This window comes from Rhizobium anhuiense, from assembly GCF_003985145.1.
Lineage (GTDB): Bacteria > Pseudomonadota > Alphaproteobacteria > Rhizobiales > Rhizobiaceae > Rhizobium > Rhizobium anhuiense.
Map to the genome: position 1 here is coordinate 16,476 of NZ_ML133544.1, position 15,696 is coordinate 32,171.

The 15,696-nt window shown below is 59.3% G+C and carries 12 protein-coding genes and 1 pseudogene; 4 read left to right on the forward strand and 9 right to left on the reverse strand.

Going from position 1 to position 15,696, the window contains the following annotated elements:
• Nucleotides 1-11: 11 nt before the first annotated feature.
• Nucleotides 12-1,829 carry a methyl-accepting chemotaxis protein gene (locus EEQ99_RS32675; RefSeq protein ID WP_127431837.1) on the reverse strand — a complete coding sequence of 606 codons (1,818 nt, stop codon included), beginning with the start codon at nucleotides 1,827-1,829 and terminating at the stop codon, nucleotides 12-14.
• A 216-nt stretch (nucleotides 1,830-2,045) separates the two neighbouring features.
• Here EEQ99_RS32675 and EEQ99_RS35305 point away from each other — a divergent pair.
• Nucleotides 2,046-2,296 (forward strand): annotated as a pseudogene (locus EEQ99_RS35305) (plasmid stabilization protein).
• 181 nt (nucleotides 2,297-2,477) lie between these two features.
• On the opposite strand, the gene EEQ99_RS32685 reads toward EEQ99_RS35305, so the two are convergent.
• From EEQ99_RS32685 to EEQ99_RS32720, 8 genes are all read right to left on the reverse strand, one after another.
• Entirely contained in the window at nucleotides 2,478-2,726 is a 249-nt protein-coding gene (locus tag EEQ99_RS32685) for a hypothetical protein (RefSeq protein ID WP_047619707.1), read from the reverse strand.
• 188 nt (nucleotides 2,727-2,914) lie between these two features.
• Nucleotides 2,915-3,988 (reverse strand): DUF5666 domain-containing protein, encoded by a 1,074-nt coding sequence (locus EEQ99_RS35310; protein ID WP_063473691.1) that lies wholly within the window; start codon nucleotides 3,986-3,988, stop codon nucleotides 2,915-2,917.
• The gene (locus EEQ99_RS32695) at nucleotides 3,985-4,878 is read right to left on the reverse strand and encodes a DUF6502 family protein (RefSeq protein WP_127431838.1); all 894 of its coding nucleotides are present in this window, start codon (nucleotides 4,876-4,878) and stop codon (nucleotides 3,985-3,987) included. The genes EEQ99_RS35310 and EEQ99_RS32695 overlap by 4 nt, the downstream gene beginning before the upstream one ends.
• Nucleotides 4,879-5,031: 153 nt before the next feature.
• Nucleotides 5,032-5,406, reverse strand: coding sequence for a hypothetical protein (locus EEQ99_RS32700; protein WP_063473689.1), 375 nt, complete (start codon nucleotides 5,404-5,406; stop codon nucleotides 5,032-5,034).
• A 10-nt stretch (nucleotides 5,407-5,416) separates the two neighbouring features.
• The gene (locus EEQ99_RS32705) at nucleotides 5,417-6,463 is read right to left on the reverse strand and encodes a flagellar hook-associated family protein (protein WP_063473688.1); all 1,047 of its coding nucleotides are present in this window, start codon (nucleotides 6,461-6,463) and stop codon (nucleotides 5,417-5,419) included.
• Between the two features lie 2 nt (nucleotides 6,464-6,465).
• A complete protein-coding gene (flgK, locus tag EEQ99_RS32710; protein ID WP_047619722.1) occupies nucleotides 6,466-7,926 on the reverse strand; it encodes a flagellar hook-associated protein FlgK in 1,461 nt (486 codons plus the stop codon).
• Nucleotides 7,927-7,939: 13 nt separating this feature from the next.
• Complete coding sequence (locus EEQ99_RS32715; RefSeq protein ID WP_127431839.1) at nucleotides 7,940-9,232, reverse strand: flagellar hook protein FlgE; 1,293 nt, start codon at nucleotides 9,230-9,232, stop codon at nucleotides 7,940-7,942.
• Nucleotides 9,233-9,556: 324 nt separating this feature from the next.
• Entirely contained in the window at nucleotides 9,557-10,438 is an 882-nt protein-coding gene (locus EEQ99_RS32720; protein ID WP_127431840.1) for an EF-hand domain-containing protein, read from the reverse strand.
• A gap of 163 nt (nucleotides 10,439-10,601) precedes the next feature.
• Between EEQ99_RS32720 and EEQ99_RS32725 the strand changes: the two genes are divergently transcribed.
• The 3 genes from EEQ99_RS32725 to EEQ99_RS32735 all read left to right on the forward strand — a co-directional run bounded on the left by EEQ99_RS32725 (nucleotide 10,602) and on the right by EEQ99_RS32735 (nucleotide 15,648).
• Entirely contained in the window at nucleotides 10,602-11,249 is a 648-nt protein-coding gene (locus EEQ99_RS32725) for a TetR/AcrR family transcriptional regulator (protein ID WP_063473686.1), read from the forward strand.
• A gap of 208 nt (nucleotides 11,250-11,457) precedes the next feature.
• Entirely contained in the window at nucleotides 11,458-13,641 is a 2,184-nt protein-coding gene (locus EEQ99_RS32730) for a DUF1217 domain-containing protein (protein ID WP_063473685.1), read from the forward strand.
• Between the two features lie 219 nt (nucleotides 13,642-13,860).
• A complete protein-coding gene (locus EEQ99_RS32735) occupies nucleotides 13,861-15,648 on the forward strand; it encodes a methyl-accepting chemotaxis protein (RefSeq protein ID WP_127431841.1) in 1,788 nt (595 codons plus the stop codon).
• The last annotated feature ends 48 nt before the right edge of the window (nucleotides 15,649-15,696 follow it).

Consider the following 15,696-nt stretch of genomic DNA (forward strand, 5'->3'; position numbering starts at 1 on the left):
CCGCGGACGCGTCAGGCCGCTTTCTGCGTTCTTGACGGGCTGGCGGCCGCGTCGATCTGAAAGCGGCTGACGACCCCTTCCAATGTCTGCGTCTGGCTGCCGAGCGCTCGGCAGGCCGAGGCGGTTTCGACGGCCATGGCGGCGTTGCGTTGGGTGACCTGATCCAGAGCGTTGACGGAGGCGTTGATCTCGCCGATCGCCACCGCCTGCTCGGAGGACACCGAGACGATGCGGGCGATCAGACCAGCAACCTGCTCGACCTGTCCTTCGATTTCCAGAAGCGCCTTGCCGGTGCGGTTGACGAGCTGCACCCCGGTGGAGACCTGAGACGAGGAGGTGGAAATCAGCGCTCTGATCTCCTTGGCGGCGTTGGCCGAGCGCATGGCGAGTTCGCGCACTTCCTGGGCAACGACGGCGAAACCCTTGCCCGCGTCGCCCGCGCGGGCCGCCTCGACCCCGGCATTGAGCGCCAGAAGATTGGTCTGGAAGGCGATTTCATCGATGACATTGACGATGTCGCCGATCTGGGAGGACGAACCTTCGATCCGTTCCATGGCGGCGATCGCTTCGCGAACGACGGCCGCCGAATGTTCGGCGCTGGTGCGGGTCTCGGTCATCATGCCGGTTGCCTTGCCGGCATGATCGGAGGCGTCTTTCGCCTTGGCATTCATCTCGTCGAGCGCGGCTGTGGCCTCTTCGAGCATCGCGGCCTGCTGTTCCGTGCGCGAGGCAAGGCTGTCGGCGGCATCGGTGATGCCGGCCGAGGAACTGCCCACTTGCTTGGAGGTCTGGGCGATCTCGGCCATCGAAGCGCAAAGCGCATCCATGCTGTCGTTGAACTTTGCGCGCAAAGTTTCGTAGGCCGTGGCGAAGGGCGTCGTGATGCGGCAATCGAGATTGCCGTTCGATAGCTGTTCCAGGCCGTATGTCAGCTGGGCGATCACCGTTTCGCGGATCTGTTCCTCAGCGGCCTTTTCGGCCAGCTGGCTGCGCTCGCGCTCGAATTCCGCGTCGCGAAGTGCGGTCTCGCGCTTCTGCGCGTCCTGCCGTTCGAGCGCATTGCGGCGGAATACCGCGACGGCCTTGGACATGGCGCCGATCTCGTCGGAACGGTTGGCATAGGGAACTTCGGTCGAAAAATCGCCTTCGGCGAGGTTGCCCATATAGGCCTTCATACCGTCGAGCGGCACGATGGCGCGACGGCGCAGGAGATAGAGGCCGATCAGCAGCAGGCCGAACGAGCCGAAACCCGCAGCACCGGCATAGATCGTCCAGGTGACGATTTCCGAAGCGGCATTGCGCTCCTCGCCCTTCAGGAAGGCGTCGGAATTGGCAACGAGTTTCTCGACCGCATCCTGATGCGAATGGAAGGCAACGCGCAACTGCTCGATCGCACCATGCGCCTTGTCTTCATCCTTGGCATTCAAGGCGGGGATGATCTCGCGGTTCATCACCCCCCAGAATGCATCGCCCTTGGCGATGACATCGTTTTCAAGCTCGTCCTTCAACACCTGCGGCAGCCGGGTGGTTTTCCAATAGGCGCGGCGGTCGTCGTAAGCAGCCTTGAGATTGGCGATCTTGGCAAGATTGGTGTCTGTGAGTTCGGGAAATTTGCTCGCCTCGAAGGAGAGCATGTAGGATTCGACCACGAAGAGCGGCGGCGGTAGAATATCGGCAATCAAATCCTTGCCGTAGACGACCTGCTCGTAAACCGGACCGTTGACCTTCAGCCGTTCGAGCGCCGACTGCTGCAATCCGATCGACATGAAAAGACCTACTGAAACGGCGACGCCGAACGCCACCAGACTGCGAGCGATGGTGAATGCCAAGACTGTCTCCAAATAACTTTTGGCCTCTCTACTTCGAGAGACCTGATCTACGTACGGCATTATTTGGCAAGAACACTGAAATATGGTTAATTCTTATGAGGTCGGAGCTTAGCCAGCTCTTTCAGGTCTGGGGCAACCGTCCAAAATTGGGTTGATAGGTTGAAGCGGTGGTATCAAACCATCACCAGCCATCATGATGGCTCAAGGCGACATCACATTCATCGTGAAGGAGATCAGCTTGGCTGCCCTCAGCTTTCCGTACGAAGTGCAAAAGCGCGTGATCTTGCTCGCCGTGAAAACGGCTCGATAGCCGCCATAGTCACGCGGACCTTTGAATTGGACGAGATAGGCGAAGCTGGACGGGAACCGGCGGTGTCCTTCCATGCCAGGCTTTCGCGGGGACGGACATCGGTATTGAAGCCCCGATCAACGAAGGCCGGCAGCATTGGATGGGCATCGAGCTTTGAATCTTCTCGATACCAACGGTTCTGCGTTTCCATGAAAGCTGAACGCTTCAGGGGATGACATCCGCGGTGTCGAGCAGACCGAAGCCCAAGGATATCCTATCGCGGCGTCGAGGTTATCGCGGATAGCGTTGTCAAGCGATTAGCTTCTGAATGGGTCGATCGGCGCGCCGTCAAGCGTCTTTCAGGCCAATCGCATGAGCATTTCATTCAGGTCGCTGATCTGGCGGAGCAGTTCGACCAACTTGTCCGTATCATCTTGGCTGAGCCGGCCCGTTCCGGCGCTGCTCTGCCAAAGATGTTGAAATTGTTGGCTCGTCTGGCGCGCGCTGCTCATGATTTCGATGATTTGCGCGCGGTTTTCCCAGGTTGCAACGACGGTCGATTCGTTCATTTCCATCGACACGTCCGGTTCGCGTTCCAGCAAAAGCAATTCCTGATTCCTCTTGGCGACGGCGGGTTGGTTCGGCAGTCAGCAGCGATTGAAAATCAAACGATTGTCTGTCGGGTGTGGGGCGAACCCGATAGACAATCGGCAAGTCCTTCTTGGGAACCCAAATCAGGAATCGCAAGAGCAATAAATGGGAAATTTTCCCATATGTCAATCTGATTGATGGCGCGTTAGCGCGGAACTGGAGGATCCGTAGGCGGTGGACCGCGGCGCAAGGGGTCTTGCGGCGGCGGACCCCGCCTGTTCGGATCAGGATAATCTCCGCCAGGCCCGCCTCTGCCGAAAGACGGATGGCCACGCTCTGGCCCGTCTGGAGGACCATCCGGCGGGCGAGGACCAAAGCCGTCTGGGCCTTGCCTGTCCGCAAAGCCCGTCATTCTGCTTGAATCGCGAACGGTGACGTCGACAAATCCATGGCCATCGGGAGACATTCGCATCGAGCCGTAAGGCGCTGAGCCCCCAGGTCCTGCGCCAGCTCCGCCCTTTTCTGCGGGTTTGAAGGTCTCGACGTTGACGACACCTCGTTTCAGACCCGGCACCACAGGTTCGGCCTGAATGCGTATAATGACCGATCGATTGGCGTCCGTCCTGAGACGCACGACGGTTTGCTTGCCGACCAAATGTGCTTGCGCCTGCCCAAGCGAAAGGCCGCCGAGCAAGACGCGATTGCCGCTCCTTACGGGGACACCGCGAACATGGGCGCCATCGGAAACGGCGCGATGCTCGATGCGTCTGGCAATGATGGTGCCATCCGGTTTGCGGATGCCGAACACGGCGACCCGCTTGCCCTTTCGCAAGCCCTTCGTGACCAAACCGGTCGTGTCGACGGTTTGCGACAGGATGGTCATCCCGGTCTTACCCATCTCGTCGATGCGGCCCTGGACCTCGCTGACGATCGCGATGCGGGCAGCACGCTTTCCTGCCATCAGCACCCGGACGACATGACCGACCTTCATCGCGCTTGCAGGCGCGCGTCGTCCATCGATGTCGATCGGCGTCGTCGCACTGAACGGTATGTGGATGTTGTTGACGATGATGCTGCCAAAACCCTGGATGGTCCCGACGATGCCGGTTCCACCGATACCGTGGTCTTCGTTCTCTCCACCTCCAATGGAAAGACCGGAGCCTCCGATGCCATGATCGCCGGTGCCCGTCGGCTGCGCGGCTGTCATCGCTGGCATCAGAACCTGGAGCGCTATTCCGCCCAGGAGAAACTGTCTTCTCGAGATCGTTGACGGGCTCATGCGTCAGTCTCCGTCTCGGAAGCGGCTGCTGCCGGAGGAACTGCGTCACCCTCCTCGGTCATGACATAGACGCCCGTGATCCAGCGGCTGTTGCCGCCGGGATCGTCCTTGATGGCCTGATGGGCGATCTTGTTGAGCTTCAGGAGCAGCGCCATCCCTTCCTTGCGCCCAATCTCGTCGAGCCGGGCTGCCAGCGCTGGAGATATCCCGTCATAATGAACGGCGCGTTCGAAATAGGGAGGAGGGTCGTTCATCAGATTCATGACCGATGCCTGGACGTGGTCACGAAGGTTGCGGGTAAAATAATGCCGGCGGGCTTCGTCCCCGGCATTCGGGACGATCGATGAGAGGTTGAGCTGGATCCAACCGTTCTGATCGACAACGACAATGTCTCTGTCCAGCCAGTCGTCCAGGATCGAGCGAGGATGGACGTCCTTGGTGATGTCGCCCACCAGGCTTTCGAATGACGGACCGCCGTCGCTGGATGTGCGGCGCAGGGCGCTCGGCCTATCCTCCGCATCGCAATAGAGCGGATCGGCAAGCCATCTCGCAAGAATGCGGCTCGTCTGCGAAACACTCACGGTGAGAAAGGATGCCGTCAGGGCCTGTCCACGCAGCCGGTTGACGTCCTTGCGGTGGATGCCGGTCAGAAGCGAGATACGGCTATCCGTCTGCTGTTTGTTCGGCAGCGTAAATTCGTTCTCCGCAACCTCGATATAGAGGCGGCGAAGAATGGCCGAAAAAGCAGTGAAGTTGAAGCCGGAGGCGAGAGCGAGTTTGACCAGCGGGCGAAGCACGCGGACGAGCATGGCCTGCAAGGTCTCTTCGGAGAATGGAAGCTTCGCGCGCGGCTTTGACATCAACAATACACTCGGTCCCTGAAAGACCATTGCCGGCAGACTTCGACAGTCGCCCTCCATCTCCCTATGGCAAAGTCCAGACTGCCGCAACGGACAAGCCACATGCAAGACCAGCCTATGCCATGCTCCCGGGCGGCGCGGCCGTTGTCACGCCGCCTTCGAGACGAGATTTAGCGTGGTCCGTTAATGAGTTACCGGATGCGGCTCGGGTGAAAGCACCGCGCCATGGCGCCAGTCGATCAGCCGGTCGATACGTGCAATCTTGTGGAAAACCTCGAAGACATCGAATGACGCGCCTTTCTCGATATGGCCGGCCAAGAGCTCGCAAAGCTCGAATATTTCGGGCGGCGTGCCGGTCATCTCGACGCCGTCATCGGTGAAAACGCCTGATCGCGGCCATGCCCGCGGCTGTTGTTCGTCGAGTTTGCAGCCGACGAAAGGGATTGTATCGATGATGCCGGCAGCGAGCGCGAAGGCGGCTTCCGTCACGATTTCGGAGCAATCCGTGCTCGGCTGTTTGCTTAAGGCTGGTATCTGCAAGCGCTTGAACTCCTTCATGTCAGATCCGTCAGAGGTAGTTGACCAAACTCAGGCCCTGGAGTTTCGAGACGAGCGTATAGGCCGTTTCCAGTTGCGTTTGCAGTTGGTTGACGAGTGTCGACGCCTCATAGACATCCACGCCCTGGAGATCGACGAGCTTTCCCTGAAGCAGGGTTGATTGAGCGTCGAGGGCGTCATTTGCCTTTTCGACCCGCTCCTGCGAGAGGCCGAGCTCGCTTTGCTGCGTGACGATGCCGGCCGTTGCCTGCGCCGCATAAGCGATAGCCTTGGATGCAACGGTGCTCTGCGCATCGGATGCGAGATCCTGACCGAAGAGGGACGACACGACGACGGATGCAAGCGCGAGATAACGCATGCCTTCCGAATTCGCGTTGGTGGACGAGGTGATGGTTTCCGATCCGCTGATCCGGCTTGTCATGTCGGTGCTCGAGGCAGTCGACCAGCCGTCTGCAGAGTCCGTCCAGGCGCTCTCGGAAAACATCGGCTCGACCGTGTCGGTGATGAATGTGCCGATTTCCTCGCCCGTCAGCTCGTTCACGTCTTTTCCGAGGCCGGTTGCATAGTCGCTCAGCGCCGTCACGATCGTATCCGAGACCGTGGAAGTTTGGTCGGTCAGGGGCTGGCTGTCGAGGTTTGTCCCGCCAAACAGGAACTCGCCGTTGACGGCCGTATTCGCCGTCGAGATCAGTTGCGAGACCGTGGAGCTCGCTGTCTGCAAGGCGACGGCGATACTCGTCGTATCCTGGCTCGCCTGAAGCGCGGTCAGGTTCGAAACCAGGCTGTCGCCGGCATCCTTGAGGTTTGAAAGGGCCGTCTGCGACGCGTCCATGCGCAATGCGACGACGGAATTGCTCGTTTGAAACGACGCGGCCTGGTTGATGGCGCTGGTGAAGTTGAGCGACTTTGCAGCGCCGGCACCAAGGGCCGTACCGATATCGCTGTAGGTTCCCGTCGTTGCCTCTGTCGAAGCGCTCTGCAGCTTGGACTGGGACTGGCTGATGGTCAGCTTGAGAACGTTTTGCATCGCCGATGATGAGACAAAAGATGCTTTCATGACTAGCTCGCTATGTCGAGGAGCGACTTGAACATGTCGTCGATGACGTTCAGGATTTTCGTCGCCGCTTTGTAGGATTGTTCGATGTCGAGAAGCAGCGTCAGCTCCTCGTCGAGGTTCACGCCCGCTTCATTGGAATAAGCCTCGTCGGAGCGCGACAGGGCCGCCGAAGTGGTTTCGGAGGCCGTCGTCGCATCGCTGCGATATTGCTCGAGCCAGCCGATGGAGGCGCTGGCATAGTCCGTCAGGCTTTGCGTCGTGGAGAGGCCGGCATCGGAAGAGAAGGAGCGCTGTTCCGTCAATGCCTCGTACAGGGCGTCGAGATTGTCCGAGAAGCCGCTGTCTCCCGACGTGTTGAGATCGGTGATGCCGCTGATCGTTCCATCGCGCAGCTTCGTCGCATCGCCGCCGTCGCTCGTGACGACGGCTGTATTGACCGAGATGGTGGACGCGATCCCGGTGATATCGTCGGTGTCGGACGGCGTTGTCCCGGTTGCGCCCGATGCTGTCGTCCACACGAAAAGTCCGGGTGCGCTCGTGCTGCCGTCGGTTTCGGAGAAGATCTGGACGAGCGATTTGGCGATCTCGTCGAGCTGGGCCTGGAAGGTCGGGGCGACCTCGTCGCGAAGCTGCAGCAATGACTGCAGGCTGCCCGAGGCAGTGGTCGTCGATCCTTCGCCGGCGTCGAGCGCAACCCCGTCTATGTAGACGGAATTGCCCTCCGTTCCCGCGACATAGGTTGCTGTCGAGGTGAATGAGACGGTGCGCGGTACGGTCTCGAACAGCACGGTGCCATCCGAGGTGTAGAGCGCCATGTCGTTATTGCTGCGGACGACGGAATTGACGCCGACGATCGAGGAGATCTGCTTCAAGAGCTTTTCGCGCTCGTCGAGCGCCGAGGATGTATCCGCGCCGGTCGATGTCGCCAGTTTGACTGCGTTGTTTGCCGTCTCGAACTGCGACAGCAGCGTATTCAGCGTCGAGACCTGCGTGGCGATTTCCGCGTCGGCGTCGGTTCTGATCGACTGAACGCCGTCGCTTGCGGTATTCAGCGAATTGGCAAGATCCTGCGCGGCGGTGACGGCCGATTGTGCCGCGGTCGTGCTGCTCGGCGAGGTGCCGAACGTCTGGAGCGCCTGCTGGAATGCCGCGAGATAAGTGCTTGGCGAGGTCTCGTAGTCATTGCCGCCCACCAGCGACTTCAAGCTTTCAAGGCCGGTCAGAAGCGTTTGCTGGGCGCTGTCCTTGGAATTCGTCTGCAGGTACTGAGACAGAAGCGCGGTTTCCTGCGCCCGGCTGATGCTGACGACCTGTGCGCCGGAAAGGGATGTCGTGATCGACGCTTCCCGTCTCACATAGTCGGAGTTTCCTGCATTGGCGATGTTCGTCGAGACGACGCTGCTTTGCTGGCCGGTATTGTTGAAGATGCTTTGTGCGCTGTTTAAGGCGGAGGTGAGCGACATGCCGACGCCCTCCCTATCGTTTCAGATTGACGAGGACATCCATGATATCGGAGCCGGTCTGGAACACCTTCGAATTGGCGGTATAGCTGCGCTGCGCTTCGATCATCTCCGTCAGTTCGCCGGCGAGATCGACGTTCGAGCTTTCGAGAGCGCCGGACTGGATGGAGCCGAGGCCGTTGGTCTGCGGGAAGCCGGTTACCGTCACGCCGGACATTCCGTTGGCGGTGTAGACGTTGCCGCTGAGCAGCGTCAGATTGTCGGGGCTTGCGACCGTCGCGAGAGGAATCTGGTAGAGAGACTTCGTCGTGCCGTTGGCATAGGAGACCGACACCACACCATCCGTGCCGATCGAGACCGCACTCACAGCGCTCGCGGCCTGGCCGTCGGCCGAGCCCGTCGCCGAGAAGTCGGAGGCGAGCTGGGTGAAATCCGAATAGTCCATGGTGATCGTCTGTGCCGTCGTCGGATCGACGATATCCGTGTCGGTCGCCGAGGTGAGCTGTCCGTCGGCGTCGAAGGAGAGCGTCGCGACGCTGACGGCGTCGGAGGAGTAGGGGAAGGACGTCGTGCCGCCGGTGGTTGCGTCGGCATTGCGATAAACCGCGACCTCCCAGGTGCTTCCGGTGACCGCGCCGCTCGAATCCGTCGTCACACCGGTTTTGGTGAAATAGTAGTCGTATTGGACGGTAGCGCCGAGGCTGTCATAGGCAACCAGCGACATTTTCTGCGTGTCGTCGGTAACGCTCGACGTGTTGGCGCTCGGCAAAGTCGTCGTATCGGTAACGACGGTCGCTTCGGAGTTCAGGTTGCCGCTGAAATAGGCGCTGCTCGAGGCAACGGCGCTCAATCCCGACTGGGACACGTTGACCGGCACCAGGCCGTCAAAACCGTTGACGACCACCGCCGGCACGCCGGAATCATAGGAATATCCCATCAGCGTGTAGCCGGCGCCGTTGACGAGATTGCCGTCGCTGTCGACAGAGAAGTCGCCGGCCCGGGTGAGCACCGGCGTGCCGTCGGCACCTTGCACGATGAAGAACCCGTCTCCCGAGATCGCCAGGTCGTAATCGGAGGTCGTGTAGGAGATGTCGCCCTGTTCGGAAATCGCCTGGCGCACGGAAGTCTGGACGCCGCCGGAATTGTAATTACCCGACGAAGACGGCAGGACCAGCGACGAGAAGGACGTGGAAACGGCCTTGTAGCCGGTGGTGTTGGCATTGGCGATATTGTCGGAAACCGTGCTGAGCCGGTTTGCCTGGGCGCTCATGCCGGAGACGGCGGTTTTCATGCTTCCAAAAATGCTCATGGCTCGATCCTTTAAGGTTTGGGAACATGCCATGTGACGAAAGGCTTCCAGAGCCCGGATGGCGGGCGCACGACATCGCTGGCGCCGGGCAAAAGCCGACACCGGTCGATGATCTGATTGTCTGGACTGACCCCGTGATGGCGATAGGCGCTTCGGCTCATCCGCGCGCTGGTTATCCGTGCGCCTGTGACGGCGCACACTTCGAACGTTTCCATATTTCGGAAGCGACCCGACTGAAGGCTCTGCCGGCTCAACTGCCGGGTCGCTTAAAACCGTCTCATTGCAGATCCTCCAGCGACCGCAATGGCGACGGCTTAACGACCGTCAGCTCGTGGACTGTGCAGACAATGAACCGGCGCCTGACGTGTCGAGCAGACTAAAGAGCTGGCTCGCCTGGCTTTCGGTGACGTCATCCGGCTTACCCGCCATGAATTCGTCCAATGTCACGAGCCCGTCGCCGTCCGTATCGAGATCGGAGAGCAGGGATGCAAACTGGTCGTCGTCATCGTCACTGGACGACGGCGGCGGTCCTTCGGGGCGTTCCGACTGCTGAGCGGACATGGCCTCGGTCAGCGTATCGATCGATAGCGAGCCGGCACCTTCGCTGTCGAAGCTGTCGAACAGCGTGCCGGCCTGCTCCTCGCTCACATCGGACGGCCGACCTGCAACGAATTCGGCTTTGCTTACCTGCCCGTCGCCGTCGGTATCGAGATCGGAGAGCAGGGATGCAAGATCGTCATCGTCGGAAGGTGGCGGGGGTGGCGGCCCCTCGGCACGTTCCGACTGCTGGGCGGACATGGCTTCGGTCAGCGCATCGACCGATAGCGAGCCGGCACCTTCGCTGTCGAAGCTGTCGAACAGCGTGCCGGCTTGATCCTCCGACACATCGGACGGCCGGGCTGCGACGAACTCGGCCTTGCTGACGTAGCCGTCGCCGTCGCTGTCCAGCTGCGCAACGTCCATGTCTGCGCCGCCGTCCTGCTGCTCGCTGGAAGCGGACTGATCGGCGAGGCCGTTCATCGTCAGCGACATCAACTGCGACATGAGTTTCTCAGCGCTGTTGGCCGCGTCTTCGCTGAGCTGCTGGGTTGTGGTTGATTTTTTTGCCGAAACCGTATTACAGGATAGGACGTCCTGGGACGCTGACGTCGAACTCTTGCTATAGGAATAGGAAGACATTGACGTTGCGGCGGAAATGGTCGTCATAAGCGCTCCATCGCTAGAGGGTGGGGATGCAACGCATTACAGAACTGATGAGTTCTCTAAATCGAAATTACTAATGCCACAACCGAAAAAATCGTCCCTCAGAAATCGTAGTCTCCTTTCTGCGGGCGTCGGCTTGTGCTTCGATGAGGCGGTCTAGATCATCATGGATGTTGCCGACGATCCCGCAGATGAGCCGCGCAAACGGGGCCGGCCGAAAGTCTCCAGCGATGATGACAAGCGCGTGCATATCGTCGAGATTGCCCGCCGCGTTTTTGTAAAATACGGCTACGCCGGAAGCACGACCGCGGTCGTCGCCACCGAGGCGGGTGTTTCGAAACAGACGCTCTACAAGCTGTTTCAGAGCAAGGAAGAGCTGTTTGCCGCCGTGGTCGGTGCTCATCGGCGCATGATGCTCGACCTGCCACGGCCTCCAGAAGATCTCTCGATCGCCGAGAGCCTTGAACGCATCTTCATGATCGACATGGATGAGGACAAGGATGCCGATCGTGCCGGTTTCCTGCAACTCGTCTTTCGCGAAGCGGGGCAGTTTCCCGAACTCGTCGACATTCTGCAGCGCGAAGGCATGCGTGCCAGCCGGCAGCAGCTTGCCGACTGGCTGAGCGACCGCAGGGCCGAAGGCAGGCTGTCGCTTGATGATCCGACCAGCGGAGCCCGCATGCTGATGGATATGATCTTCGGTGGCATGGGGCCGCCGGAAGGGCGTGCTCAGGCCTGGCCCGACCGGGCGGCACTGCTTGCCCATCTCCGGCGCTGCATTGCAATCTTTGCCGCGGGCGTCGGCGCCGCGTGACCCGATAAAGCCGCGATCCCTCGGCTTTCGACGTCCTGTTGCATTTTCGAAGAATTATAGTACCATGTGGTTCTATTAAATTGATTCGGCCGCATGAATGCGGTCCGTCAGCGCCATGAACGGCGGCAACATCTCAGCAAACATGAAAAGTTTCAACCGTGGCGGCCGGCAGGCTTTCGCGCGCGCATGCTCATGAAAGGGACAGGCGTTGGTTTCCACCTATGTGAGCTACCTCTCGGTCGCCAGAAATCTGAGCGCCAGTCTCTCGAGTGTGGCTTCACAGGCAACGGTTTCCCGCGACAGTGACTACTACAAGGAAAACATCGACAAGGTCACGACGGTCGATGAATTCATGGGCGATTACAAACTCTACTCCTATGCCATGAAGGCATACGGGCTAGAGGACATGACCTATGCCAAGGCCTTCATGAAGAAGGTGCTGGAAAGCGACCTCAGCGATTCATCGAGTTTCGCCAACACTTTGAGCGATAGCCGCTATGCCGAATTCGCCGCCGCCTTCAAATTCGGGGGCGAGACGAAGACGGCGCAGTCAGACGTGCAGCGGGACAATCTGCTCGATGCCTATGAGGAATCCTTCGACACCGAGGCGGACGACATCACGGATGAGACGGATTATTTCGAAGAGAATATCTCGTCGATCACCTCGGTCGATGATTTCCTGTCGAGCTCCAGACTGAAGAACTATGCGCTTACGGCCTTCGGCCTCAGCACCGAATACACGTCCAGCAGCTTCCTGAAGCAGGTTTTGACGAGCGATCTGGATGATGCCGACAGTTTCGTCAACCAGCTCGGCGACGACGTCTATGTCAGCCTGGCAAAGGCCTTCAACTTCAACGAGGATGGCTCGACCGACGGCGATGTGATGTCGGAAGACCAGATCTCGCTGGTGACGAGTGGCTATGCGGTGGCCTCGTCGACGATCGCGTCCACGGAAACCGGGGAGGCCTACGACACCTATTTCGCTGCTGAAATTGGCAACATCACCTCCGTCGACCAATTGATGAGCGACGACAAGCTGGTCGGCTATCTCAGGATTGCCTACGGTCTTTCCGACGACGAATCCGACAGCTACATTTCGGCGGCCCTGAAAAGCGCCGACATCGCCGAAGCGATCGGCTTGTCCGACCTGCACGAGGCCTTCAATTTCGACGAGGACGGCGCGCTTGCCGATGGCGACACCGCCCAGACCTCGGACCAGACCGCCACGACCACGGCAGCCTTCGATGAAAATTATGAAGTGCTGGTCGCCAATACCAGCACGGAAGACGCCACCGACAACTATACGACGCGCATCGCCAGCGTCACCTCGATCGATGATTTCCTCGTGTCGAATGCCGATGACGACGATGACGACAACGACGATCTCCCCGAACTGTGGGAAATGGCGTTGCGCGCCTATGATATAGACCCCGACAGCGTTTCGAGAAGCGAGGTCCGGAAAATTCTCGAAAGCGATCCCACGGACTCGAAAAGCTATGTCAACAGCCTGAAGGACGACCGGTTCGTAGCCTTTCGCAAAGCATTCAACTTCGACGACAATGGCGACGTCACCGTTCCCTTGCAGGCCATGTCGGAATCCGTCGTCGACGACTACGCCGCCTATTACAAGCAGAACAAGATCCGATACCTTGAAGGCGACGAGCTGACCGAGGCGACCGACGCGGCGAATGACGAGATCACCTATTTTCGCGAGCAGATGGCGACGATCACGACGGCCAGCGAATTCCTGGCCGACGATCGCCTGGTTAGCTTCGCGCTTGAGGCGAAGGGGCTCGATCCGGACGATGTCACGTCGGACGAACTGAAGAAGATGTTCTCTTCCGATCTCGACGACGAAGATAGTTACGTCAACAAGCAGGACGACAATCGTTTCGCCGAACTCGTCGGCTCGTTCAATTTCGATCAGGACGGCAATATTTCCGCCGATCCGACCGGGACCGTGCAGCAGCGCGGTGACGTGCTGGAAACGATCGACTCCTATGTCAGGCTGACGCTCGAAGACGATCAGGGCGACAGCAACACCGGCGTGCGCCTTGCCCTCTATTTCGAACGCAAGGCGCCGGAGATCTCGAACGCCTATGATATTCTGGGCGACAGCGCGCTCTTCGAGTTCTTTACGACGACCTTCAACCTGTCCAGTTACGTCTCGAATATGGACGTCGAGAAGCAAGCCGAGATGGTCAACAATTTCATCGACATGGAGGATCTGTCGGATCCTGACAAAGTCGACGATCTGATCCAACGCTTCACCGCCATGTATGACATGGCCAACGGTACGGGCACCACGTCGTCAGCCCTTTCGATCCTGACCGGCTCGTCGACAATAAGCGCTGACACGCTGCTTGCGGTGGCGCAGTTGAAAAGCAGCTGAGCGGCCCGCAGTGCGCCGTTCCCGGGGAGGCTGCATCGCTGCCCGCGGCAGGGCGGGCCGCCGGCTGTCTTTGCCCCCGGATGCGCCTGATGAATGCAGCGCTGGTTGAAAATAAATTATACTGCACGTCACATTCATAATTAAATCCCCGTTAATGAGCATGAGCGAATATTCGCAAAATGGCTGGATCGACAGCGATGAATCTAGGAGGATTTGCGAGTGAATATTCTTGATCGTGGTGCAAATGCTGTCGCTGTTCTGGCGGCTCTATCGAATTCGCAAGCCATGATCGAGTTTGATTTGTCGGGCAAAATCCTCACCGCAAACGAAAACTTCTGCAGGGCGCTTGGTTACGAGTTGAGGGAGATCGTCGGAAAACATCACAGCATGTTTGTCGAACCTGCCTATGCATCCTCGGCAGAATACAAGGCTTTCTGGACGAAGCTGTCAGCAGGAAAATTCGATCAACAACAGTATAAACGGCTCGGCAAAGGCGGGCGCGAGGTCTGGATCGAAGCGTCCTACAATCCGGTGTTCCGTCGCGGGAAGCCGGTCAAGGTCATCAAGATTGCAACCGATATCACCGCGCAGAAGCTGATATCTGCCGAGCATGCGGGCAAGATCGACGCATTGTCCCGGGCTCAGGCGATCATCGAATTCACGCCGGCCGGCGAAATCCTGACCGCAAACGACAATTTCCTGACCGCTCTTGGTTATTCGCTTGCCGAAATCCAGGGCAAGCATCACTCGATGTTCTGCGAAAGCGACTATTCCAAGTCGGAGGCCTACAAGGAATTCTGGCGGAAACTTGCGGGCGGCCAACTGGTTGCCGACGAATTCATGCGTGTGGGCAAGGGCGGACGGAAGGTTTACATCCAGGCTTCCTATAATCCGATCTTCGACCTGAACGGCAAAGTGTTCAAAGTCGTGAAGTTCGCAACCGATGTCACGGCGCGTGTCGAGAATGTTGAACAGCTCGCCCGTTGCCTGACGAATTTTGCAGATGGCGACCTGTCGCAGACGATCCAGAAGCCTTTCATTCCTTCGCTGGAACGGCTGCGCACCGACTTCAACAGCGCTTCGGAAAAGTTGAAGGACGCGATGGCAACGGTGGCCGAAAATGCCAAGGCGATCTCGGCCGGTTCCAACGAAATCCGCACCGCCGCCGACGACCTGGCAAAGCGTACCGAGCAGCAGGCGGCATCCGTCGAAGAGACGGCGGCCGCCCTTGAGGAAATCACGACGACGGTCAAGGATTCGAGCCGCCGCGCCGAGGAGGCCGGTCAACTCGTCTCCCGCACCAAAGACCACGCGGAACATTCCGGCCAGGTGGTTCGTGATGCGATCGGAGCGATGGACCAGATCGAAACCTCGTCGCGCGAAATTTCCAATATCATCGGCGTCATCGATGAGATTGCCTTCCAGACGAACCTCTTGGCGCTCAATGCCGGCGTAGAGGCGGCACGGGCAGGGGAGGCCGGCAAGGGTTTTGCGGTCGTTGCTCAGGAGGTCCGGGAGTTGGCGCAGCGGTCGGCGAAAGCTGCAAAGGAGATAAAGAGCCTGATTACAGCCTCCGGTTCTCACGTCGCAAAGGGCGTCGCCCTCGTCACGAATGCCGGATCCGCGCTTCAGGAAATCGCCAGTCAGGTTCACGACATCAACACCAATGTCACGGCGATCGTGGAGGCGGCGCGCGAGCAATCGACGGCGCTCGGCGAGATCAACCAGGCCATCAACACCGTCGACCAGGGAACGCAGCAGAATGCCGCGATGGTCGAGGAACAGACGGCTGCGAGCCATGGCCTCGCACGCGAGGCCGCCGCACTTTTCAAGCTTCTTGAACAGTTCCGTTTCGACGATGCTCCGATATCGAGACTTTCATCCACGCAGGCGGATCGTCATGTGCCCGCACCGACGGCTTTGAAAGTTGTTCGTACGTCGCCCGCCGCGTCCGTCCAGCGCGGGTCGGCCGCCGCCGCGCTGAAGTCTGATTGGGAAGAATTCTGATCAACCCAGAAATTGCTGTCGGCGGCAAGTTCGTCCGCTTCCATGATC